The sequence below is a fragment of the Dyella marensis genome (assembly GCF_049532885.1).
Taxonomy (GTDB): Bacteria; Pseudomonadota; Gammaproteobacteria; order Xanthomonadales; family Rhodanobacteraceae; genus Dyella_D; species Dyella_D marensis.
The window spans coordinates 3,715,514-3,736,799 of sequence record NZ_CP064029.1; the positions used below are offsets into that span (position 1 = coordinate 3,715,514).

19 protein-coding genes are annotated in these 21,286 nt (G+C 67.2%); 16 read left to right on the top strand and 3 right to left on the bottom strand.

Annotated features, from left to right (window positions below; translation table 11 throughout):
• Positions 1 to 16 precede the first annotated feature (16 nt).
• The 10 genes from ISN75_RS16105 to ISN75_RS16150 all read left to right on the top strand — a co-directional run bounded on the left by ISN75_RS16105 (position 17) and on the right by ISN75_RS16150 (position 9,714).
• A complete protein-coding gene (locus ISN75_RS16105; RefSeq protein ID WP_343821638.1) occupies positions 17 to 1,057 on the top strand; it encodes a proline iminopeptidase-family hydrolase in 1,041 nt (346 codons plus the stop codon).
• A gap of 31 nt (positions 1,058 to 1,088) precedes the next feature.
• Positions 1,089 to 1,958 (top strand): TraB/GumN family protein, encoded by an 870-nt coding sequence (locus ISN75_RS16110; RefSeq protein WP_243868214.1) that lies wholly within the window; start codon positions 1,089 to 1,091, stop codon positions 1,956 to 1,958.
• 580 nt (positions 1,959 to 2,538) lie between these two features.
• Positions 2,539 to 4,779 (top strand): DNA topoisomerase IV subunit A, encoded by a 2,241-nt coding sequence (parC, locus tag ISN75_RS16115; protein WP_343821639.1) that lies wholly within the window; start codon positions 2,539 to 2,541, stop codon positions 4,777 to 4,779.
• Positions 4,780 to 4,830: 51 nt separating this feature from the next.
• A complete protein-coding gene (locus ISN75_RS16120; RefSeq protein ID WP_343821641.1) occupies positions 4,831 to 5,121 on the top strand; it encodes a biotin--protein ligase in 291 nt (96 codons plus the stop codon).
• Positions 5,118 to 5,894, top strand: coding sequence for a biotin/lipoate A/B protein ligase family protein (locus ISN75_RS16125; protein ID WP_343821643.1), 777 nt, complete (start codon positions 5,118 to 5,120; stop codon positions 5,892 to 5,894). Before ISN75_RS16120 ends, ISN75_RS16125 begins: the two co-directional genes overlap by 4 nt.
• 295 nt (positions 5,895 to 6,189) lie before the next feature.
• Positions 6,190 to 6,672 (top strand): hypothetical protein, encoded by a 483-nt coding sequence (locus tag ISN75_RS16130; RefSeq protein WP_343821644.1) that lies wholly within the window; start codon positions 6,190 to 6,192, stop codon positions 6,670 to 6,672.
• A 160-nt stretch (positions 6,673 to 6,832) separates the two neighbouring features.
• Entirely contained in the window at positions 6,833 to 7,675 is an 843-nt protein-coding gene (locus tag ISN75_RS16135) for an alpha/beta fold hydrolase (protein ID WP_167257798.1), read from the top strand.
• An 8-nt stretch (positions 7,676 to 7,683) separates the two neighbouring features.
• The gene (locus ISN75_RS16140; protein WP_167257799.1) at positions 7,684 to 8,049 is read left to right on the top strand and encodes an EamA family transporter; all 366 of its coding nucleotides are present in this window, start codon (positions 7,684 to 7,686) and stop codon (positions 8,047 to 8,049) included.
• Between the two features lie 4 nt (positions 8,050 to 8,053).
• Entirely contained in the window at positions 8,054 to 8,506 is a 453-nt protein-coding gene (locus ISN75_RS16145; RefSeq protein ID WP_208399892.1) for a DMT family transporter, read from the top strand.
• On the top strand, positions 8,503 to 9,714 hold the full coding sequence (locus ISN75_RS16150; protein ID WP_343821681.1) for a DegT/DnrJ/EryC1/StrS family aminotransferase: 1,212 nt from the start codon (positions 8,503 to 8,505) through the stop codon (positions 9,712 to 9,714). Before ISN75_RS16145 ends, ISN75_RS16150 begins: the two co-directional genes overlap by 4 nt.
• Before the next feature lie 60 nt (positions 9,715 to 9,774).
• Here ISN75_RS16150 and ISN75_RS16155 read toward each other — a convergent pair whose 3' ends face one another.
• Positions 9,775 to 11,370: a hypothetical protein gene (locus ISN75_RS16155; RefSeq protein WP_343821646.1), complete on the bottom strand. Its 1,596-nt coding sequence runs from the start codon at positions 11,368 to 11,370 to the stop codon at positions 9,775 to 9,777.
• Positions 11,371 to 12,013: 643 nt separating this feature from the next.
• On the opposite strand from ISN75_RS16155, the gene ISN75_RS16160 reads away from it, so the two are divergent.
• From ISN75_RS16160 to ISN75_RS16185, 6 genes are read left to right on the top strand one after another with little or no spacing between them, the layout of a single operon-like run.
• Positions 12,014 to 12,478 (top strand): type IV pilin protein, encoded by a 465-nt coding sequence (locus ISN75_RS16160; protein WP_343821647.1) that lies wholly within the window; start codon positions 12,014 to 12,016, stop codon positions 12,476 to 12,478.
• A 2-nt stretch (positions 12,479 to 12,480) separates the two neighbouring features.
• Entirely contained in the window at positions 12,481 to 12,963 is a 483-nt protein-coding gene (locus tag ISN75_RS16165; RefSeq protein ID WP_168649496.1) for a GspH/FimT family pseudopilin, read from the top strand.
• Complete coding sequence (gene pilV / locus ISN75_RS16170) at positions 12,960 to 13,523, top strand: type IV pilus modification protein PilV (RefSeq protein WP_168649497.1); 564 nt, start codon at positions 12,960 to 12,962, stop codon at positions 13,521 to 13,523. The genes ISN75_RS16165 and pilV overlap by 4 nt, the downstream gene beginning before the upstream one ends.
• Positions 13,524 to 13,537: 14 nt before the next feature.
• Complete coding sequence (locus ISN75_RS16175; RefSeq protein ID WP_168649498.1) at positions 13,538 to 14,578, top strand: PilW family protein; 1,041 nt, start codon at positions 13,538 to 13,540, stop codon at positions 14,576 to 14,578.
• A 2-nt stretch (positions 14,579 to 14,580) separates the two neighbouring features.
• A complete protein-coding gene (locus ISN75_RS16180; RefSeq protein ID WP_343821649.1) occupies positions 14,581 to 15,120 on the top strand; it encodes a pilus assembly PilX N-terminal domain-containing protein in 540 nt (179 codons plus the stop codon).
• A gap of 32 nt (positions 15,121 to 15,152) precedes the next feature.
• The gene (locus tag ISN75_RS16185) at positions 15,153 to 18,326 is read left to right on the top strand and encodes a pilus assembly protein (protein ID WP_343821650.1); all 3,174 of its coding nucleotides are present in this window, start codon (positions 15,153 to 15,155) and stop codon (positions 18,324 to 18,326) included.
• Between the two features lie 876 nt (positions 18,327 to 19,202).
• On the opposite strand, the gene ISN75_RS16190 is transcribed toward ISN75_RS16185, so the two are convergent.
• Both ISN75_RS16190 and ISN75_RS16195 read right to left on the bottom strand, forming a co-directional pair.
• The gene (locus ISN75_RS16190) at positions 19,203 to 20,075 is read right to left on the bottom strand and encodes an arginase family protein (protein WP_167257951.1); all 873 of its coding nucleotides are present in this window, start codon (positions 20,073 to 20,075) and stop codon (positions 19,203 to 19,205) included.
• Between the two features lie 4 nt (positions 20,076 to 20,079).
• Entirely contained in the window at positions 20,080 to 21,147 is a 1,068-nt protein-coding gene (locus ISN75_RS16195; protein WP_343203632.1) for a GNAT family N-acetyltransferase, read from the bottom strand.
• Between the last annotated feature and the right edge of the window lie 139 nt (positions 21,148 to 21,286).

Consider the following 21,286-nt stretch of genomic DNA (forward strand, 5'->3'; position numbering starts at 1 on the left):
GATGAGGGGAGTCGCGATGAAACGCCTGCTTGCCACCCTGGCCGCCCTGCTGTGCCTGTGCGCCGCGCACGCCGCCGACGCGCCCGCCCAACGCAACCCCGCCAGCTATTTCGACAACAGCGGCCGCGACGACGTGCTCAGCGGCGGCGTCAAGACCATCGTGATCGACACCCCGAAGGGCAAGTTCCGCGTGTGGACCAAGCGCGTGGGCAACAACCCTAAGCTGAAGCTGTTGCTGCTGCACGGCGGCCCCGGTGCCACCCACGAATACTTCGAAGCCTTCGACAGCTTCCTGCCCTCCGCCGGCGTCGAGTACTACTACTACGACCAGCTCGGCTCGGCCTACAGCGACCAGCCCAAGGACGACTCGCTGTGGACCACCGCGCGCTTCGTCGAGGAAGTGGAGCAGGTGCGCCAGGCGCTGCACCTGGACCAGGACAACTTCTGCCTGCTCGGTCATTCCTGGGGCGGCATCCTGGCCATGGAGTACGCGCTGAAATACCAGCAGCACCTGAAGTGCCTGGTGATTTCCAACATGGTGGATTCGATTCCCGCCTATAACGTGTACGCGAAAAAAGTGCTGGAGCCGGCGATGGATCCCAAGCTGCTGGCCGAGGCCAAGCAGCTCGAAGCCAGCGGCCGCACCGCCGACCCGCGCTACATGCAGATCCTCACCCCCATGCATTACGAGCAGCACGTGCTGCGCATGCCCGAGGCGCAATGGCCCGACCCGGTGCAGCGCGCCTTCGCGCATCTGAACGAGCGCGTCTACACGCTGATGCAGGGCCCCAGCGAGCTGGGCGCCAGCGGCCGCCTGGAGCACTGGGACCGCAGCAAGGACCTGCACCGGATCCGCGTGCCCACCCTGGTGATCGGCGCGCAGTACGACACCATGGACCCCGCCTACATGGCCGCGATGGCGAAGAAGCTGCCGCAGGGCCGCTTCCTGCGGTGCCCCAAGGGCAGCCATATGGCGATGTACGATGACCAGCGCACCTACTTCGACGGCCTCACCCGCTTCCTGCACGACGTCGAAGCCGGCCAGGCCGCGCACTGACACCCGCCCGCCGTCCCACCTGGAGTTGCCGTTGAAGCCGTTCCGCCGTATCCGCGTCCTGTTCGCGCTGTGCCTGCTGCTCGCCGCTCCCGCCTTCGCCAACCCCGGCCTGTGGGTGGCGAAGAAGGACCAGGCCACCGTCTACCTGTTCGGCACCGTGCACCTGCTGCCGTCCGATGCCAACTGGTCGTCGAGGCAGCTGGACCAGGCCCTGGACGCCAGCAGCCGGCTGGTGATCGAACTGACCGACGACAACCCCGCCAACATGCAGGCGCTGGTGATGAAGTACGGCCTCGACCCCGCGCATCCGCTGTCCAGCAAGCTGTCCGAACGCGACCGCCGCCGGCTGGAACGCGCCGCCGAAGAGGCCCAGCTCCCCGGCGGCGCCGCCACCCTCCAGGCCATGCGTCCCTGGCTCGCCGCCGTCTCCCTGGCCGTCGGCCCGCTGGTCCGCGCCGGCATGGACCCCGCCCAGGGCGTTGACAAGACCCTGCGCGCCCTGATGGAAAAAGCCAACAAACCCGTCGAAGGCCTGGAAACCGCCGAGCAGCAGCTGCGCATGCTCGCCGACATGCCCGAACCCCTCCAGCTCTCCTTCCTCCGCCAAAGCCTCGACGAAGTAGCCCAAGGCCCCGCCCGCCTCCGCGACCTGATCGACGCCTGGCGCCGCGGCGACACCGACGAAATCGCCCGCATCGAAGACGAAGACCTGCGCAAAGGCTCCCCCGAGCTGTACGACCGCATGCTGGTGAAGCGCAACGAGGCCTGGGCAAAAAACATCGCGGAACGGATGAAGCAGCCCGGCGTGACGTTTGTTGCCGTAGGCGCAGGCCACCTCGCCGGCCCCGACAGCCTGCAGAAGCAGCTGGAGAAGCTGGGAATCGAAGTGCAGCGGCAGTAACCCACCGCCTCGCCACGTTGGGGTTCGCCTGCGGCTCACCCCAACCTACGCCACTAGCAACGACCCTCCACTCCTCGCTCCGGCCGGCCCCTCACCCTGCCCTCTCCCCGGAGGGGAGAGGGGTGATGGCGTGAGGCAGGCAGGAACTAAGAGCAGAAGCTGGCCTCGGTTCTTGAACGTCCTCTTCGCAACGGCACGTTGAAGCGCACGTTACGAAACCGCTCCCTGGCTCGTGTCGACTCTGGTTAATCCGGTTACCACAGACGCTCACTGCTCCTTCTAGTCGCGTCGCGAGCCTTGGCTCTCAGGCCATTCTCTCTTTGGTTACTTTCTCTTTGGGCCAGCAAAGAGAAAGTGACCCGGGCGCCGGCAGGCGTCCGGAATGCCCGCTGCATAAGCGGCCAAGTCGCGGCACCGCGACAACCAGGCGATACCGTTACTGGATCCCGGCCTACGCCGGGATGACGAGCAGGAAGGCCTTCGCCAGGATGACAACCATGGAAATGACGCCAAAGGTGCAATCTGGCACCATCCCCGGCCTACCCGCGCGCCCCGCGCGCCACCTCCCCCCCGTAACTAAATGAACCTGCAAGCCAACTTCGAACAAATCCCACTCAAGGAATACGCCGAGCGCGCCTACCTCGACTACTCCATGTACGTGGTCCTGGACCGCGCCCTCCCCTTCGTCGGCGACGGCCTGAAGCCAGTCCAGCGCCGCATCGTCTACGCGATGAGCGAACTCGGCCTCTCGGCCACCTCCAAGCCGAAGAAATCCGCGCGCACCATCGGCGACGTCATCGGCAAATTCCATCCGCACGGCGACAGCTCCTGCTACGAAGCCATGGTGCTGATGGCGCAGCCGTTCTCGTACCGCTATCCGCTGGTCGACGGCCAGGGCAACTTCGGCTCGCCCGACGATCCGAAGAGCTTCGCGGCGATGCGCTACACCGAATCCAAGCTCAGCCCCATCGCCGAAGCGCTGCTGGGCGAGCTGGGCCAGGGCACGGTGGACTGGGTGGCCAACTTCGACGGCACCCTGGAAGAACCCAGCTGGCTGCCGGCGCGCGTGCCGCACGTGCTGCTCAACGGCTCGATGGGCATCGCCGTGGGCATGGCCACCGACATCCCGCCGCACAACCTGCGCGAAGTGGTCAGCGCCTGCATCCGCCTGCTCGACGATCCGGACGCCACGGTGGCCGACCTGTGCGAGCACATCCAGGGTCCGGACTATCCGACCGAAGCGGAGATCATCACCCCGCGCAACGAACTGCTCGCGATCTACCAGAGCGGCACCGGCTCGCTGCGCGCGCGTGCCGTGTACCAGCGCGAAGACAGCAACATCGTGATCACCGCGCTGCCGCACCAGGTCAGCCCTTCGAAGGTGCTGGAGCAGATCGCCGCGCAGATGCGCGCGAAGAAGCTGCCGATGATCGAGGACCTGCGCGACGAGTCCGACCACGAGAACCCGATCCGCCTGGTGGTGGTGCCGCGCTCCAACCGCATCGATCCGGACGAGGTGATGCAGCACCTGTTCGCCACCACCGATCTGGAAAAGAGCTACCGCGTCAATCTCAACATGATCGGCCTGGACGGCCGTCCGCAGGTGAAGGACCTCAAGCGCATCCTCACCGAGTGGCTGAGCTTCCGCACCGCCACCGTGACGCGCCGCCTGGAGCACCGCCTGGCCAAGGTGGAGCGCCGCCTGCATCTGTTGGAAGGCCTGCGCATCGCCTACCTCAACCTGGACGAGGTGATCCGCATCGTCCGCACCGAGGACGAGCCCAAGCCGGTACTGATGGCCCGCTTCAAGCTCAGCGAAGAACAGACCGACTACATCCTCGAAACGAAGCTGCGCCAGCTGGCCCGCCTCGAGGAAATGAAGATCAACACCGAGCGCGACCAGCTGGAAGAAGAACGCGCCCGCATCAACGTGCTGCTGAAGTCGCCGGCCAAGCTCAAGGGCCTGATCAAGGAAGAACTGCGCGCCGACGCCGCCAAGTTCGGCGACGAGCGCCGCTCGCCGCTGGTCAGGCGCGAAGCCGCGCAGGCGCTGGACGAAAGCGCCCTGGTGGCGAGCGAGCCGGTCACCGTGGTGCTCAGCCAGAAGGGCTGGATCCGCGCCGGCAAGGGCCACGACGTGGACGCCGAGGGCCTCTCCTACCGCGAGGGCGACAGCCTGCTCGCCGCGGTGAAGGCGCGTACCACGCAACAGATCGCGGTGATCGACTCCACCGGCCGCAGCTATTCCACGGCGGCGCACACGCTGCCTTCCGCGCGCGGCAACGGCGAGCCGCTGACCGGCCGCTTCAGCCCGCCGGCCGGCGCCAGCTTCGACGCGCTGTGCGCGGGCGACAACGACACGCGCCTGATCCTGGCCACCGACTTCGGCTACGGCTTCGTCACCCGCTTCGAGGCGCTCACCGGCCGCAACAAGGCCGGCAAGCAGATGCTCACCCTGGGCGACGGCGCGCGCGTGCTGCCGCCGCAGGTCAGTCCCGATCCTTCGCGCGACCGCCTGGTGGTGGTCACCACCGAAGGCCATCTGCTGATGTTCTCGGTGGCCGAGCTGCCGGAGCTGGACAAGGGCAAGGGCAACAAGCTGATCGAGATTCCCAAGAGCAAGCTCAGCTCGGGCGACGAGCGCGTCGCCGGCGTGGCGGTGGTGACCGAAGGCAAGGGCGAGGTCACGCTGTATGCCGGCCAGCGCAAGCTCACCCTGCGCTGGTCCGACCTGGTGGAGTTCGGCGGCAACCGCGCCAGCCGCGGCGGCGTGCTGCCGCGCGGCCTGCGCCGCGTGGAGCGGATCGAAACCACGGGCTGATCCATCGCGCCGCCCCGGTGCGCCGGGGCGGCGGTCTGCCGGAGGCTGCACATGCACGGCGAATACAAGATGCCCGGCGGCAAGCTGGTGGTGGTGGATCTGGACGTCCACGCCGGGCGCCTGTGCCGAGTGCAGGTCAGCGGCGATTTCTTCCTGGAGCCGGACCGCGCGCTGAGCGACATCAACGCCGCGCTGGAAGGCCGCAGCGCCAGCGCCGACGAAGCCACCCTGGCCTTCGCCATCCAGAGCGCGCTGAGCGCCGACGTGCTGATGTACGGCATCTCGCCCGAGGCCATCGCCGTGGCGGTGCGCCGCGCCCTGCACGAGGGCGCGCAGGCATGAGCCGCAGCGAGTGGAGCGCGCACGGCTGGGAGCTGATCCACCAGGACCCGCAGCCCCCTGCGCTGCACATGGCGCTGGACCAGGTGCTGACCGACGAAGTCGCCGCCGGCCGCCGCGCGCCGACCCTGCGCATATGGGAATGGGCGTCGCCCGCGGTGGTGATCGGCCGCTTCCAGTCGCTGCGCAACGAAGTGGACCTGGACGGCGCGCGCCGCCACGGCATCGAAGTGGTGCGGCGGATCAGCGGCGGCGGCGCGATGTTCATCGAGCCGGGCAACACCATCACCTATTCCATCTATGCGCCGCTGGGCCTGGTCGAAGGCCTGTCGTTCCAGGAGTCGTACGCGCTGATGGATGCATGGGTGATCGAGGCGCTGCGCGAACTGGGCATCGAAGCCTGGTACCAGCCGCTCAACGACATCGCCTCCGCCGCCGGCAAGATCGGCGGCGCCGCGCAGATGCGCCATGCCGGCGCGGTGCTGCACCACGTGACCATGGCCTACGACATCGACGCGGCCAAGATGCTGGACGTGCTGCGCATCGGCCGCGAGAAACTTTCGGACAAGGGCACCGCCAGCGCAGCCAAGCGCGTCGACCCGCTGCGCAGCCAGACCGGCCTGCCGCGCGAGGCGGTGATCCAGCGGATGATCGACACGTTCCGGCGTTTGCACGGCCTGCGCGACGGGGCGCTGACGCCGGACGAGCTGGCTCGCGCGCGCGAACTGGCGGCGAACAAGTTCCACAAGCATGAGTGGACCGCCGAAGTGCCGTAACCCGCTCTTCCCCCTCTCCCCTCCGGGGAGAGGGCCGGGGTGAGGGGCCGGGCGGAGCGATGAGCGGAGGGTCGATAGAAACTCAAGAGCTTTTTTTCGCTCCGTATCAACGGGGTCGCAAGATTGGCCCCTCATCTGCCTGCCGGCATCTTCTCTCCCACAGGGACTACCTTCGGGTCGCCCGGAGGGGAGAAGAATTTCGAACTGGAACTTCGCCGCATGTCCGGCCATCCAACCCCGTTGTGCACGCTTCTCCCGCCCCAACCGTTATCGGCAGCGCCCCCGGAGCCACCCCATGAACACCAAGCTCATCCCCATCGCGCTCGCCACCGCCCTGCTCGCCGCCGCCGCCCAGGCGCAGACCGCCGGCAGCCTCAACCTCAAGCTCCCGCCGGGCAGCGTCCCGGCCAGCGCCAGCACGGCCGCCGCGCCGGCCAGGCCCGGCGACGCCCCGCCGGCGATGGACCCGGTCAACACCCGCCCCAGCGCCAACGCCAATCGTCCCGCCCCCGGCGTCTACTACGGCGACACCAGCGGCCGCACCGCCGCCCAGGACGAGGCCGAAGCCGAGGCCAGCCGCCCGCACTGCGACGACGCCACCTACAACCAGCCCCAGGTGCACGGCAGCGTGGGCATGGGCGTGGTCACCGGCAATCACTGGGGCTCCGGCACCTACAACAGCGGCGCGGTGAACATCACCCAGCGCACCGGCGACTGCTCGCACCCCACCGGCAGCATCGGCCTGTCGATCGGCGTCAGCCGCTTCAACGGGCGCTGAGGCGCACGATCCGGCGGCGCTAAGTCCTGGATCCGCAAGCAGGTCGAAAGTTTTTAGAAAGAGCTCCCGGCCAGACTGGCACGGTCAGTCTCAGCCTTTCTCGCGAAATCATGCGCCCAGCCGTTACGCTTCAAACCTCTCCCAGCCTGGGCTCCCAGCCGTGATCCAGAACGTCGAATTCCGCTTCGAAGGCGGGCGCGCCGGCGTCATGCTGATCCACGGCCTCACCGGCACCCCGGCCGAAATGCGCCTGGTCGGCAAGGGCCTGAACCGCGCCGGCTTCGACGTCTACGGCATGCAGCTGGCCGGGCACTGCGGCGACGCCGACGACCTGCTCGCCACCAGCTGGCACGACTGGTACGAGAGCGTAAAGACCGCCGCCGAGCGCTACGCCAGCCAGCTCGACCACCTGTTCGTGGCCGGCCTGTCGATGGGCGCCGTGCTGGCGCTCAAGCTCGCCGCCGACCGCCCCGACCTGGTCAAGGGCGTGGGCGTGTACGGCGCCACCTTCCGCTACGACGGCTGGGCCACGCCGTGGTACGGCAAGTTTTCCTTCCTGCTGCCGCTGGTGACCCGCCTGGGCATCGGCCGCAAGTGGATGGTGCAGGAAGAAGAACCCTACGGCCTGCGCGACGAGCGCATCCGCGCCCAGATCAGCTCGCTGATGCTCGGCGGCGACAGCGCCGCGGCCGGCCTGCCCGGCAACCCGTGGCCGTCGCTGGCCGAGATGTACAAGATGGCCGCGGTGGTGAAGCGCGACCTGCCCAAGGTCACCGCGCCCTGCCTGATCGCGCACGCCACCGAGGACGACATCGCCAGCGTCGGGAATGCGCACCTGGTCGAGCGCGGGGTGTCCGGTCCGGTGGAGATGCTGCTGCTGGAAGACAGCTATCACATGATCACCATCGACCGCGAACGCCGCCTGCTGATCGACCGCTCCGCCGATTTCTTCGGCCGCATCGCCGACCCGGCCGCCGCAGCCGCCGCGCGCGCCGCGGCCTGAGCGCGCCGATGAGCCCGCTCGCCGTCACGCTGTGGCTGCTCAACGTCACCCTGGACACGGTCGGCCAGCTGTCCTTCAAGGCCGCCGCCGGCGACCCCAACGCGGGCGACGGCCTGGCGCGCTGGCGCTACATGGCCGCGCGGCCGTGGATCTGGATCGGCATCGGCTCCTACGTGGCCGAGTTCCTGGTGTGGATCGCCTTCCTCTCGCTGGTCGATCTGTCCGAGGGCGTGCTGCTCGGTTCCATCAACATCGTGGTGATCATGATCGCCGGACGCATCCTGTTCCGCGAGAAGCTCACCCCGCTGCGCGTCACCGGCATCCTGCTGGTCACCGCCGGCGTCTGCATCGTGGGGATCGCCGGTGGAGGCTGAGCGCATGGCATCGACGCCGCAGCGCCTGGGGCGCTTCTATTTCTTCGGCTTCCTGATCCTGGTGGCGTTCGACACCGTGGTGCAGCTGGCCTTCAAGTACGCCGGCAACCACGCGTTTCCGCCCGAGGCCAACTGGGCCTGGATCGTGCGCGTGTTCGGCCATCCGTGGATCTACCTGGCGGTGGTCGGCTACGTCGGCAACTTCTTCACCTGGATGACCCTGCTCAAGCACGCGCCGATCGGCCCGGCCTTCGCGGTGACCCATCTGGAAGTGGTCAGCGTGATGCTGTTTTCCATCTGGCTGTTCAACGAGCCGCTGACCTGGGCGCGCGCGATCGGCGCGCTGGTGATCGTGGCCGGCATCGTCTGCCTCGCCTTGGCCGAGAGCGGCGCGCATCCCGAAGGCGATGCGCCCACCGAGGCCAAAGGCGCGCTCGGCGTTGCCGCCGGAGACTGAGCCGCATGCGCCGCGAGCTGCCGCCCACTGCCGGCCTGCCGCTGCGCCTGTCGGACCTGCTGCCGCGCCGCGCACGCTTCGCCGCGCAGCTGGCCGGCTGGCTCGGCGTGGCGCAGCCGCAACTCGAATGCTCCGGCACCGCCGCCATGGTGGTGGCCTTGCATGCCATGCACCGCCTGCGCCCGCAGCGCGACGAAGTGGTGGTGCCGGCCTGGACTTGCCCGCTGGTCGCGCTGGCCATCCATCGCGCGGGGCTGAAACTCAAGCTGTGCGATCTCGCCCCCGGCAGCATCGACATGGACGCCGCGCAGCTGCGCACGCTGTGCGGCCCGCGCACCCTGGCCATCGTGCCGACCCACCTGGCCGGCCGCGTGGTCGACGTGCCGGCCGCCATGGCGATCGCGCGCGGCTGCGGCGCCTATGTGCTGGAAGACGCCGCGCAGGCGCTGGGCGCCCGCCGCGGCGGCGCCAGCGTGGGCCTGCAGGGCGACGCCGGCTTCTTCAGCCTGGCGGTGGGCAAGGGACTCACGCTGTACGAAGGCGGCGTGCTGATTACGCGTGATGCCGAGCTGCGCGAGGCCTTCATGGCGAGCCGCCGCGAGGTGATCCGTTCCAGCCTGCGCTGGAGCCTGCAGCGCGCGGCGGAACTGCTTGGCTATGCGGTCGCCTATCGGCCCTCGCTGCTCTACGCGGTGTATGGCAAGCCGCTGCGCAAAGCGCTGGCCGAAGGCGATCCCGTGGCCGCGGTGGGCGACGATTTCGGCCCCGATATTCCGCTGCATCCGCTCGGCCGCTGGCGCCAGGGCGTGGGCACCGCCGCATTCGCCCGCCTGCCCGCCTTTCTCGATTTCACGCGCAAGCAGGCGCTGTCGCGTCTGGACGCCTTGCGCGCGCTGCCCGGCGTCACCGTGTTCGACGATGCACCGGGCACGCAGGGCGCATGGCCCTTCCTGCTGCTCACCCTGCCCACCGCCGCCGCGCGCGACGCCGCGCTCGGCACGCTGTGGACCGCGGGCCTGGGCGTCAGCCGCCTGTTCATCCACGCCCTGCCCGACTACGGCTACCTGCGCGACATCGTGCCGGCCACCGAGCTGCCCAACGCGCGCGACTTCGCCGCGCGCTCGCTCACCATCGGCAACAGCCCGTGGCTGCGCGGCGACGAGTTCGCGCGCATCGTCGACACGCTGCGGCGCACGCTGCGCGGCTGAAGGCAAAACAAAACCCCGCTTGCACAAGCGGGGTTTTGCGTGGCGCAACGGACACCAGGCTTACTGGCAGGACGGGAACTTGAACGAAGCCAGCCGCGTGCTCCAGTTGAACGAACCCGTCGTCTTCAGATACTCGTTGGTGTACCAGAACGTGCAGTCGTCCACCGGGTCCACCGTCATCGCGCTGTAGTCGCCCCAGCGCGACAAGTTATTGCCGCTCTGCGAACCGGTGCCCTCGACGATGCTCGCCTCGGCCTGCATGGTGTTGAGCGCATCGGTGGCCAGGCGGCCGGTGTAGCGGATCGCCGGATGGATGGTGCTGCTCGACGCGCTGTAGCCGAGCGCCATATTGCCCTGCTTGTCCATCGCCACCGAACCGAGCCAGCGATAGGTGGTATCCGGCGAATAGGTCGATTGCTGGTACACCACCGGGGTACCGCCGGGACTGCGGACTTCATACCAGCGCACGCCGGTATACGGGTTCTGCTTGCTGGTGCCGACCTTCACCGAATGGCTGACCACCAGCGATTCGTGGTCGGCGAAACGGCGGTAAGCCAGGCGGAACATCAGGCGATCCGCCAGCGAGTCCAGCTTCTGCTTCGTACCCGACTGCGGAATGCAGGTGCCGCCGCTGCACGCCGCCGAGAACGTGGCGACCGGGATGGCGGTCGGCCCGCTCAGCGTGCTGTTGGCGCTGTTGCTCCAGTCGACGTGGAACTTCCACAGATTGAGTTTGTTGGTGCCGAAGTTCATCAGGTAATTCGGCGCGCCCGCCGGCGGCGCGGTGGCGCCGTCCAGGTCCGCCGGCAGCACGCTGCCGTAGCTGCTGGAAAGCTGGAAGCACTGCTGCGTCGCGGCCTGTCCGCTCAGCATCGCGTTGCGGTCGTAGGCGCATAGCTTGGCGCCGGAGAAGCTGTTGCCGCTGAACATGTTGAAGGTGATGTAGTAAGCGTCCGGCCATACACCCAGCTTCGGATAATCGGGAAACACGCTGCCGTAGTTGAACGCGTAGCGGTAATACGCACCGGTGGCATCGCTGGTGGCCGAAACCGCCACGCACTGGTAGTACGGCGCCGCGGTCACGGCGAACTGCGTGATGATCCAGCGGCCGGCGGCCTTGTCGTACACCACCACGCCGTCGCCGTCGTTGTCGGTCTCGCAGGGGCCGCCGAAGCCGGACCACAAGGTGTTGGTCTGCACCGGCCCGTACACCACCTGCTTGCTCGCCTTGTCGAACACCGCGAAGCCGGTGTTCACCAGTTGCACGTACTGGGTGGCGCCCACCGCGCCGTTGGTATCCGGCGGCGCGCTGTCCACCGTGAAGCTGCCCTGCGGCCCGCTGAAGCCCTGGCCCACGCCGTCCACGCCGCTGCCGGCCGTCGGCGCGGCGCCGGTGGCGCTGCCCTGCACGGCGCCGTCGGGCGGCGAGCCGGGGCCGTCGATCCACGGCAAGGGACGCGCCGCGTGCTCGCGCGGGCTCTTGGAAAAGTCATCGGGGCGCGGCATCACCCCGCGCAGTGAATGCAGCGTGTCGTGCTGCGCGGCCGGCGCCACTTCTACGGCAGAGGAATCCTGGGCATGCGCGCCTGCCATGCACGACGCGCCCACGGCGATACACAACGCGGCGCCCGCGGCGCCGGTCTGCTTGAGGAACATGATGGTCTCCCTGGTCTAGGTTCAACGAACGATCGATCGCCCTCTCTCGAGACCGGTTCGCGCCATCCCCCTGCGGCCGTGAAGCTCGACGCTGCCGGCAACGCTTTGCCATAGCTGCCGTGAAACGCAGAGCGCCTGGTACCCACGGACGGCCAGCTGGCCGTCTTGGTAACCCAATTTCCTTAGCGGATCCTTACGACGACGCCCGCACGACTGCATAGGCCAATGCGCCGGCGGGTGACCAAATGGGGCGCAAAAGACCTTTTTGGTCGGGCCGCTTTAAATAACCTCAAAAAGCATAGACCGAAAGATATAGAGACGACCGATCGATTAACGAAAATCAATGCCGTTATCTCGTGGAAAATCAGCCGGAAGGCGATTTTTCGTGTTTTCGTTCGCCAGGCTTGCGCCTGACTTTCCCCGGCACGCCCGATGCATATGATTTCCCCGCCATCCAGGGTGATAACCGGCTGTTACACCTGATGGCCTAGGGCCGCGATTATAGGAAAACGGCCGTGCGGCAAATTGACATTGGATATTCCCGATACCTACGCTCCACTTGCCATTCCCAGCGATGCCGGCGGATTTTCGCATTAAGGCCGCGCCGCGGAATGACCAAGTGAACTCATGGGGGAGCTTTCACATGGTCGCGCCCATCTCGCCATTCACCGCCACGCCGCCCGGCACGTCCGCGCGGTGCCGTGCGGTGCAGGGCTTCACCCTGATCGAGCTGATGGTAGTGGTGGCGGTGATCGCCATCCTCGCGGCGCTGGCCATCCCCAGTTATTACCGCTACATGCTGCGCGCCAACCGCGCGGCGGCCGAGGCGGTGATGCTCGACATGTCCAGCGCGCAGGAGCGCTACATGATCGACAGCCGCCAGTACACCACCAGCAATGCGCTGCTCGGCTACGGCGCGCTGCCGGATACGGTCTCGCCGAACTACACCATCGCGGTGGCCACCAGTTCCGGCCCGCCGCCGAGCTACACCATCACCGCCACCCCGATCGGCAACCAGACCCGCGACAGCGGCTGCGGCACGCTCAAGCTCGGCAGCAACGGCAGCAAGACCGCCTCGGGCACCTCCACCACCTGCTGGAAGCGATAGCCATGCGCCGCGCATACGCCAGGGGTTTCACCGCCGTGGAGCTGATGGTCACCGTCTCGGTGCTGCTGGTGCTGACCGTGCTCGCCGTGCCGCAGATGGCGCCGTTCCTGCAGCGCCAGCGGCTGAAGAACGCCACCATGGACCTGGCCTCCACCGTGGTGCTGGCGCGCAGCGAGGCGATCAAGCGCAACGGCACCGTCTACGTGGTGGCCAACGGCACGGACTGGAGCAAGGGCTGGACGGTGAGCATCGCCAGCGCCGTCACCCCGGCCAGCACCATCCGCGCGCAAGGCACGCTGGACGGCCTGCGCATCAACGAAGGCGGCGGCAACACCTCGTTCAATTTCGGCGGCGACGGGCGCATGTCCGGCACCGGCATGTCGTTCACGCTCAACCCCACCGTCACCTCGCAGGGGCAGCAGCCGCTGTGCGTAGCGGTGGGCGCCACCGGGCGCGTGCAGACCACCAAGGGAGCCTGCTCATGAAACGCCAGCGCGGCATTCTGCTGATCGAGGTGCTGGTGTCGATGCTGATCGCATCGGTCGCCCTGCTGGGCACGGTGATGATGATGGCGCGCTCCACCCGCAACGAGATGGAGTCCTACCAGCGCGTGCAGGCCCTGACCCTGGTGCAGGACATGGTCTCGCGCCTCAACGCGAACCGGCAGGTGGCGGCCTGCTATTCCAACGGCGCCACCGGCCTGGCCACCGGCTCCGGCTACGCCGCGCCGCCCACCTGCGCCACCGGCACGCCCTCGCCCACCGCGCTGCAGGCGGCCACCGCCAATGCCGACCTCGCTGCCTGGCGCAATGCGCTGCTCGGCGCGGGCGAAAGCTCCGGCGGCAACAAGGTCGGCGCGATGCTCGGCGCGATCGGCTGCGTCGAGCGTATCGACGCCACCAACAACGTCTACCGCATCACCGTGGTGTGGCAGGGCCTGATGCCCACCGCGGCGCCGGGCGTGACCTGCGGGCAGAACAAATTCGGCGACGACAGCCTGCGCCGCGCCGTCAGCGTGCAAGTCCGCATCGCCAGCCTCTCGTGACCGCCGCCATGCGCATGCCTTCTTCCATCCCGCCCCTCCATCGCCAGCGCGGCCTGTCGCTGGTCGAGCTGATGATCGGCGTCACCATCGGGCTGGCCATGCTGGCCGCGCTGGGTTCGCTGTACGTCGCCACCTCCAAGGCGCGCGCCGAGTTCAACAAGACCGGCGAGCAGGTCGAGAACGGCCGCTACGCGCTGGAATCGATGGTGCGCGACGTGGAAATGGCCGGCTTCTACGGCCGCCCCGGCCTGCCCGCCACGCTGCAGTACAACCTGCCCGGCGCCTGCAATACGACGCAGGCCTCGATGGGCTTCGACAACACCACCTCGCCGCTCACCGTGCCGGTGGCGCTTTCGGGCGTGGCCGCCGGCGGCGCGAAGCCCGCGTGTTTTTCCAGCATGAGCACCGGCACCGAGGCGCTGACCGTGCACTACGCCTCCGGCAATGTCTCGGCGGCGGTGTCCGGTACCGAGTACTACCTGCAGCAATCGAGCTGCACCACCGACACCAAGCAGCTGGTCTACGACAAGAGTTCGGCCAACTTCACCCTGCTCGGCAAGACCTGCAGCAGCGGCAGCCCGGCGGAGCTGCGCAAATACGTGGTGCGCAGCTATTACCTGGCGGCCTGCGACAACTGCGCCAGCGGCGGCGACAGCACGCCGACCCTGAAAGTGGCGGAATTCGTCAACGGCTCGATCCAGGTGTCCTCGCTGGTCGCCGGCATCCAGGACGTGCACCTGAGCTACGGCGTGGACACCGACGGCAACGGCTCGCCCGACTGCTACGTCGACAACCCCGCCATCGACAACTCCGCCACCTGCACCGGCAGCAGCGGCTACGCCTGGACCAATGCCACCACCAACTGGGCCAACGTCACCGCGGTGCGCGTGACGGTGCTGGCGCGCAACCTCGATGCCACGACCGGCTGGAACGACACGCGCACCTACGACCTGGGCCGCGCGACGCCGGACGGCCCCTACAACGACGCTTACAAGCGCCACGTCTACAGCGCGGTCGCGCGCCTGTGGAACGTCGGCGGCGTGCGGGAGAACTGAGCATGCATCCTTCATCGCATCCAGCGCAGCGCCAGCGCGGCTTCACCTTGATGATGACGCTGGTGTTCCTGGTGATCTTCCTGCTGTTCGCCATCTCCATGGCCAGCTCCAGCATGATCAACACCAAGGTGGCGTCGAACCAGCAATACCGCATGGAAGCCCGCTCGGTGGCGCAGCAGGGCGTGGAGGCGGTGATGAACCAGGCTTTCACGCTCAATCCGATTCCGGCCAGTTCGGTGCCGATCGACGTCACCGGCGACGGCAACAACGACTTCACCGCGCAAGTGGCCGCGCCGATCTGCCTGGACAGCAAGCCGGTGCTCAACCGCGACCTGTCGCTGGGCGACGTCTGCCGCACGCCCACCAGCAGCAGCGGCGACCTCGTGGTCGGCTCCAGCGGCGGCGCCGCCGCGTTCTCGCTGTGCTCGGACACGCAGTGGGAAATCCAGTCGTCCGTCACCGATCCGAACAACAGCGCGACCTCGGTCACCGTGCACCAGGGCGCGTCGGTACGCGTCCCCGTCGGAACCCCCTGTCCATGAACACACCCAGCAGCCTCCGCGGAGACGCCGCCATGCTCCACACGCGCCCATCCTTGAGCCGCCGCCTGCGCCGGCTGGCCTGCGCCGCCGCCCTGCTGGCGGTGCCGGGCCTGGCCTTGAGCGAGGACATCGATCTGTACACCGGCGCGCCGGTGAACGGCGGTTCGCCGAATCTGCTGATCCTGCTGGACAACGCCAGCGCCTGGAACGGCTCAGTGAATTTCAGCTGCCCGACCGCAGGCGTGGTATCGGCCAACAATGCCGGCAAGGATGTCGGCTTCGAGCAGTGCTCGCTGTACCAGGCCGTGACCGCGATCGGCACCAACCCGGTGCTGCTGGGCAAGATCAACATGGGCCTGATGCTGTTCGATCCGTCGAGCAACGGCGGCTGGTTCCGCTTTCCCAATGTGGGCCGCGCCAGGGATCCGGGCGCGCTGCCGCTGATGGACGCCACGGGCGTGGCGAATTTCCAGACCACCATCAAGGCGCTGGACCGCCAGGCCGACAACTCCAACAACTCCGCGGTCGGCGGCGGCATGGAAGAGATGTGGGCGTACTTCGCCGGCAAGACCGGACTTTCCGGCGTCACCTACCATTCGCCGCTCTCCGGCGTGTGCCAGAAGAGCTTCGTCATCTACATCGCCAATGCGGTGAAGAACGGCAAGCCGCAGGATGCCGGCAATTCACCCAGCGCGCAGTCCTCGCTGCAGCAGGCCACCGGGCAGTCCAATCCCACCGAGATCGTGATCCCGCCGCCGAACAACAAGTACCAGGCCAACTGGGGCGACGAGTGGGCGCAGTTCATGTACCAGACCGACCTGTCCGGCGGTTCGTCCACCAATCCGCAGAACATCATCACCTACACCATCGCCGTCACCGACGGCAGCAACCCGGACTACGTGCAGTTCCTGCAAAGCATGTCCAGCCACGGCGGCGGCAAGGCCTTCGTGGTGAACATCAACGACCCGAACGCGCTCAATGCGCTGGTGAACGACCTGCTGCAGATCTTCAACGAAGTGCAGTCGATCAACAGCGTGTTCGCTTCGGTCAGCCTGCCGGTGAGCGTGAACAGCCAGGGCGTATCGCTGAACCAGGTCTACGTCGGTGTGTTCCGTCCCGACCCGACCGCGCAGCCGCGCTGGGTCGGCAATCTGAAGCAGTACCAGCTGGGCCTGGACAGCGGCAACAACGTGATCACCGAGGATTCGCTCGGCAACTCGGCGATCAGCAATAACGGCTCCGGCTTTATTTCGCCCAATGCGTTGAGCTATTGGACCTCGGACCAGCAGGCCGGCACGCCGCGCAACGGCCCCCTGGCTTTCCCCGGCAGCAGCGTGGTGAGCAACTGGCCGGCGACCGGCTTCTGGATCAACAAGCCTTCCGGCATCTCCCTGGCCTACGACGCGGTGGACGGCGAAGTGGTGGAGAAAGGCGGCGTGGGCGAAATGCTGCGCGCGGACTATCTCACCTCGCAGACCGGCCGCACCGTCTACACCTGCAACGGCGTCGGCAGCTGCCCTACCGGCACCGCGATGCCGAAGTTCGACACCAGCAACGGCAACATCACGGCGGCGCTGCTCGGCACCACCGCCAGCGACCTGCCCAACCTGATCAACTGGGTGCGCGGCGCCGACAACACCAGCCCGAACAATGAGGCCGAACCCGGCCCCGGCGGCGCGGTGACGGTGCGCCCGTCCATCCACGGCGACGTGCTGCATTCGCGCCCGGCCATCATCAACTACGGCGGCAGCACCGGCGTGGTGGTGTTCTACGGTTCCAACGACGGCTACTTCCGCGCGATCAACGGCAACCAGACCACCGGCATCGGCACGGTGCGGCCCGGCGGCGAGCTGTGGTCGTTCATCGCGCCGGAGTTCTTCGGCAAGCTTAAGCGCCAGCGCGACAACAGCCCCGTGATCAAGCTGCCCGGCATCACCGATGCCACCGCGCAGCCGAAGGATTATTTCTTCGACGGCACCACCACGGTGTACCAGAACCAGAGCGTCACGCCCGCGACCACCTACATCTACCTCACCGCGCGCCGCGGCGGCCGCTTCATCTATGCGTTCGACGTGAGCACGCCGACCGCGCCGCGCTTCCTGTGGAAGAAGTCCAGCTCCGATATTCCGGAACTCGGCATGACCTGGTCGCAGCCGAAGGTCGCGCGCATCAAGGGCAATACCAACCCTGTGCTGATCATGGGCGGCGGCTACGACACCGCCGAGGACGTGGATCCCGTGCAGAGCGCCGACAGCATGGGCCGCGCCGTCGTCATGCTCGATGCGGTCACCGGCGCGCCGGTATGGATCGCCGCCCCCAGCTGCACCGGCCAGCCCAGCCCCTGCACCGCGGTGCCGGGCATGACGTATGCGATCCCGTCCGACATCACCCTGCTCGACCGCGACGGCGACGGCAACATCGAGCGCCTGTACGCCGGCGACCTCGGCGGCAATATCTGGCGCGTGGACCTGGAGCCGAATGCGCTCACCTCGCCGTCCAACTGGACCGTGACCAAACTCGCCAGCCTCGGCGGCACCGGCACCAATGCACGCAAGTTCTTCTATCCGCCGGACGTGGTGCCGACCGGCAGCTACGACGCGGTGGTGGCAGCGAGCGGCGACCGCGAACACCCGCTGGCTTCGAACGCGGCCTCCAATGTGATCAACCGTTTCTACAGCCTGCGCGACACCAGCACCGGCAACAGCGTGGCCCCCACCTGGACCACCATTACCGAGAGCAACCTGACCGACGCCACCAATACGCTGTACACCGGCAGCGGCCCCGGTTTCTACGTCACGCTGGCCAATGCGGGCGAGAAGGCGGTGAATGCGCCGCTGACGGTGGCCGGCTATACCTACTTCGGCACGAATCAGCCGGCGAATCCGACCAACAATCCGAACATGTGCTATCCGAACCTGGGTATTGCGCGTGGCTACGCGATCAGTTTCCTCGACGGCAGCGGGCTCAACTCGAACCGCTTCGTGAAGTTCGATGGTGGCGGCATGCCGCCGTCGCCGATCTTCGGGTTGGTGCAGTTGCCCACTTCGGGGGGTGGGACGTTGCTGACGCCGGTGTTGATTGGTGGTGGTAATCAGTTGGGACTGGTGGGCGGCAACAATACTTCTTCGCTGGGGACGCAGAAGGTTGTGCCGCCGGGGACGGGGAAGCGCAAGCGCACTTATTGGTATGTGGAGGGGGTGAAGTAGGTTGCGCCCCCTTCTCGTCATCCCGGCGTAGGCCGGGATCCAGTAGCGACTAGGTGAGGTTGTCGCGACTTGGCCGCTTATGCAGCGGGCATTTCGGACGCCTGCCGGCGCCCGAGTCACTTTCTCTTTGCTGGCTCAAAGAGAAAGTAACCAAAGAGAAATAGCCTTAGAGCAAAGGCTCGCGACGCGACTAGAAGGAGCGGTGGGCGGCTGCGGTAACCTGATTAACCTGGGTCTACACGAAACGGCAGTGCGTTTACGTAGCGGCTTCTTCAACGTGCCGTGGCCGAGAGGATGTTCAAGGACTGAGGCCAGCTTTTGTTCTTCGTTCCTGCTTACCTCACGACTTCACCCCTCTCCCCTCCGGGGAGAGGGCAGGGTGAGGGGGCGGGCGGAGCGCCACGTTAAATCTTGCCGTGGCGTAGGTTGGGGTGAGCCGCAGGCGAACCCCAACATTCGAACCTTCACGCGCCTCGCCACGTTGGGGTTCGCCTGCGGCTCACCCCAACCTACGCCGTACGCTTACGCAACGAACAGGGCTAAGCCTAAAAGCTGGCCTCAATCACTGAATTTCCTCTCGGCAACGGCACGTTGAAGAAGCCGCTACGTAAACGCACTGTGGTTTCGTGTAGACCCAGGTTAATCAGGTTACCGCAGCCGCTCACTGCTCCTTCTAGTCGCGTCGCGAGCCTTTGCTCTAAGGCTATTTCTCTTTGGTTACTTTCTCTTTGAGCCAGCAAAGAGAAAGTAACTCGGGCGCCGGCAGGCGTCCGAAATGCCCGCTGCATAAGCGGCCAAATCGCGATAACGCGAAAACCAGACGATACAGAAACTGGATCCCGGCCTACGCCGGGATGACGAGCCAGAAGCGCAGCCTCACGCCACGCTATCGGCGATAGCCGCCAACAACCTAAAATTCAGCGCGCGCTGCTGCAGCTGCCAAGCATCCAACTCACTCTGCGGAACGGGCTCCTGCCCATCCATCCCGCTGAGCAAGCGCTTCCACCAAGTGCGATAGCGATAAGCCGACACCTCGCCATTGATGTCGCTGGCCACAATGCGCCCGCGCAGCGCCTCAATAATCGCCATCGCATGGTGCTCCTCCAGCCGGCCCTGGTCCCAATTCGTCCGCGCAGTATCCACGCTGAAAGCATCCTTATCGATCGACAGATAAGTCGCCTGCGGCGCCCGCCGCAACTGCTCCACGAACGCGCAAGTCAGCGCATCCGGATCCTCGAAACGGTGGAACGCGTGCTGCAGCCCCAGGCGCGCCGCCCAGGCCACATCCACATCCATGCACCAGTAGCTGAGCTTGCCCGCGCGCAGCGGACGCAGATAGTTCTCCCAGGCATGCGCCGCGCCGATGTCGCCGGAGGTGATGCCCACCACATGCACGTGGTTGACGTAAGGCAGCATCGCCACCTTGCGCACCCACGAACCGCAATGGATGCCCCAGGGAAAGCGCATATTGTCCGGATGGTTGTCGAACACCACCAGCTGGAACGGGCCGCGCGCGCGCTGGCGCTCGACCAGCGGCCAGGTCAGGTGGTGGTAGTCGCCCGAACCCATCAGCACCGTGCCGTGCTCGGCCGGAGCGGTTTCAGCGAGATGGCGGCGCAGGCGGTTGAAGGTGCGCAGGGTGCAGCCGAAGCGGATCGCTTCCTGCCAGTCGCCCAGCGGCAGCGTGGTGGCGCCCTCGATCGGGCCGACGGCGCCGTCGAAGTCCAGGATCAGCGGGCCAGGCCGCATGGAATCAGGTCTGCGCATCGGTCGGGGTCGGCGCCCATTGGCTGTCGCTTTCGAACAGGTGGCCCAGCTTGCGCGCCGCGGCGCGCAGCAGCGGATTGCGCAGCCAGATGGCGTGGCGGGTCAGGGTGAAGCTGGCGCCAAGATAGGACTTCACCTGCGGATCGGTCCAGCCCGCCACGTAGTGGCTCAGGCCGCGCTCGCGCGCCCAGGCCAGGTTGTGGAACCAGCTGGTGAAGTACAGGTTCCGCTCGCGCGCCTGCGGGTAGGCGAAGCCGACGTATTTGTCGATCAGCTTGCCGTCGGCGACGAAACACAGGTTCCAGCCGATCAGCTCGCCCTGGTGGCGATAGACGAAGGCGAAGCCGCCGTTGCCGGCATCGCGCAGCACGGTGGCGAAGAACGCGCGGCTGAGCTTGTCGAAATGGATTTCGCTTTGCGCGTAGACATTCTCGTACAAGGCATAGAACGCATCGACGGTGGCGTCGTCGGCAAAGCGCGCATCGCCGCAGGCCACCGTCTCCACCGCCACTTCGTCGCGCTTGCGCAGCTTGCGGCGGATGTCCTTGCGGCGCGAAGACGACAGGCGCGCGAGATACGCCTCCTCGTCGGCGAAATCGATCGCCACGTAAGCCAGCGCCTGGCCCTCGAGCAGCAGATAGCCCTCGGCGCGGCAGGCTTCGGCGAAGCGCGCGCACCAGTCGCGGCTGGCCGCGTCGCACAGCGGCGAATCCTGCGGGATGTCCTTCACCACCAGCAGGCGCTGTCCGCCGCCGAGCTCGCGGCGCAGCGCGCCGGGCAGCACCGTGGGGTCCGCTTCGCGCGGAAACAGCGCGTACTCCGACACCGTGGTGCCGACGAAGGCGGTGCGCCAGCGCAGCAGGCGCCCCCACCAGCGGTAGCCGGGCGCCTTCAGCACGCGGCGGCGCAGTGCGTCATCGGTGGTGGTCAGCAGGTCGAACGGCGCCACGAAGGCGGGCGTGCCTTGCGCCTCCAGCACCCGGAAGCCGAGCGGCGGATGCGCCGCGAACGACGCGACCAGGCCATCCGGTTCGAGTTGGTTGAGATAACGCACGCAAGGTTTCCGCAAGTGGGGCGCCGCCGTCCCGGACGCCGCGCGCATGATGCCGCAAGCCGGGCCGTGCAGCATGGACGACGGGGCTTTCACGCCGCTTACCCTGCCGCCGCCGGCTGGCCCGGCCACCCCAAAGATT

What these genes read in the sequence shown, in the direction of transcription:
- ISN75_RS16105 (WP_343821638.1), top strand. Translation starts at nt 17, where the DNA reads ATGAAACGCCTGCTTGCCACCCTGGCCGCCCTGCTGTGCCTGTGCGCC.
- parC (WP_343821639.1), top strand. Translation starts at nt 2,539, where the DNA reads ATGAACCTGCAAGCCAACTTCGAACAAATCCCACTCAAGGAATACGCC.
- ISN75_RS16120 (WP_343821641.1), top strand. Translation starts at nt 4,831, where the DNA reads ATGCACGGCGAATACAAGATGCCCGGCGGCAAGCTGGTGGTGGTGGAT.
- ISN75_RS16125 (WP_343821643.1), top strand. Translation starts at nt 5,118, where the DNA reads ATGAGCCGCAGCGAGTGGAGCGCGCACGGCTGGGAGCTGATCCACCAG.
- ISN75_RS16130 (WP_343821644.1), top strand. Translation starts at nt 6,190, where the DNA reads ATGAACACCAAGCTCATCCCCATCGCGCTCGCCACCGCCCTGCTCGCC.
- ISN75_RS16140 (WP_167257799.1), top strand. Translation starts at nt 7,684, where the DNA reads ATGAGCCCGCTCGCCGTCACGCTGTGGCTGCTCAACGTCACCCTGGAC.
- ISN75_RS16145 (WP_208399892.1), top strand. Translation starts at nt 8,054, where the DNA reads ATGGCATCGACGCCGCAGCGCCTGGGGCGCTTCTATTTCTTCGGCTTC.
- ISN75_RS16155 (WP_343821646.1), bottom strand. Translation starts at nt 11,370, where the DNA reads ATGTTCCTCAAGCAGACCGGCGCCGCGGGCGCCGCGTTGTGTATCGCC.
- ISN75_RS16160 (WP_343821647.1), top strand. Translation starts at nt 12,014, where the DNA reads ATGGTCGCGCCCATCTCGCCATTCACCGCCACGCCGCCCGGCACGTCC.
- ISN75_RS16165 (WP_168649496.1), top strand. Translation starts at nt 12,481, where the DNA reads ATGCGCCGCGCATACGCCAGGGGTTTCACCGCCGTGGAGCTGATGGTC.
- pilV (WP_168649497.1), top strand. Translation starts at nt 12,960, where the DNA reads ATGAAACGCCAGCGCGGCATTCTGCTGATCGAGGTGCTGGTGTCGATG.
- ISN75_RS16175 (WP_168649498.1), top strand. Translation starts at nt 13,538, where the DNA reads ATGCCTTCTTCCATCCCGCCCCTCCATCGCCAGCGCGGCCTGTCGCTG.
- ISN75_RS16180 (WP_343821649.1), top strand. Translation starts at nt 14,581, where the DNA reads ATGCATCCTTCATCGCATCCAGCGCAGCGCCAGCGCGGCTTCACCTTG.
- ISN75_RS16185 (WP_343821650.1), top strand. Translation starts at nt 15,153, where the DNA reads ATGCTCCACACGCGCCCATCCTTGAGCCGCCGCCTGCGCCGGCTGGCC.
- ISN75_RS16190 (WP_167257951.1), bottom strand. Translation starts at nt 20,075, where the DNA reads ATGCGGCCTGGCCCGCTGATCCTGGACTTCGACGGCGCCGTCGGCCCG.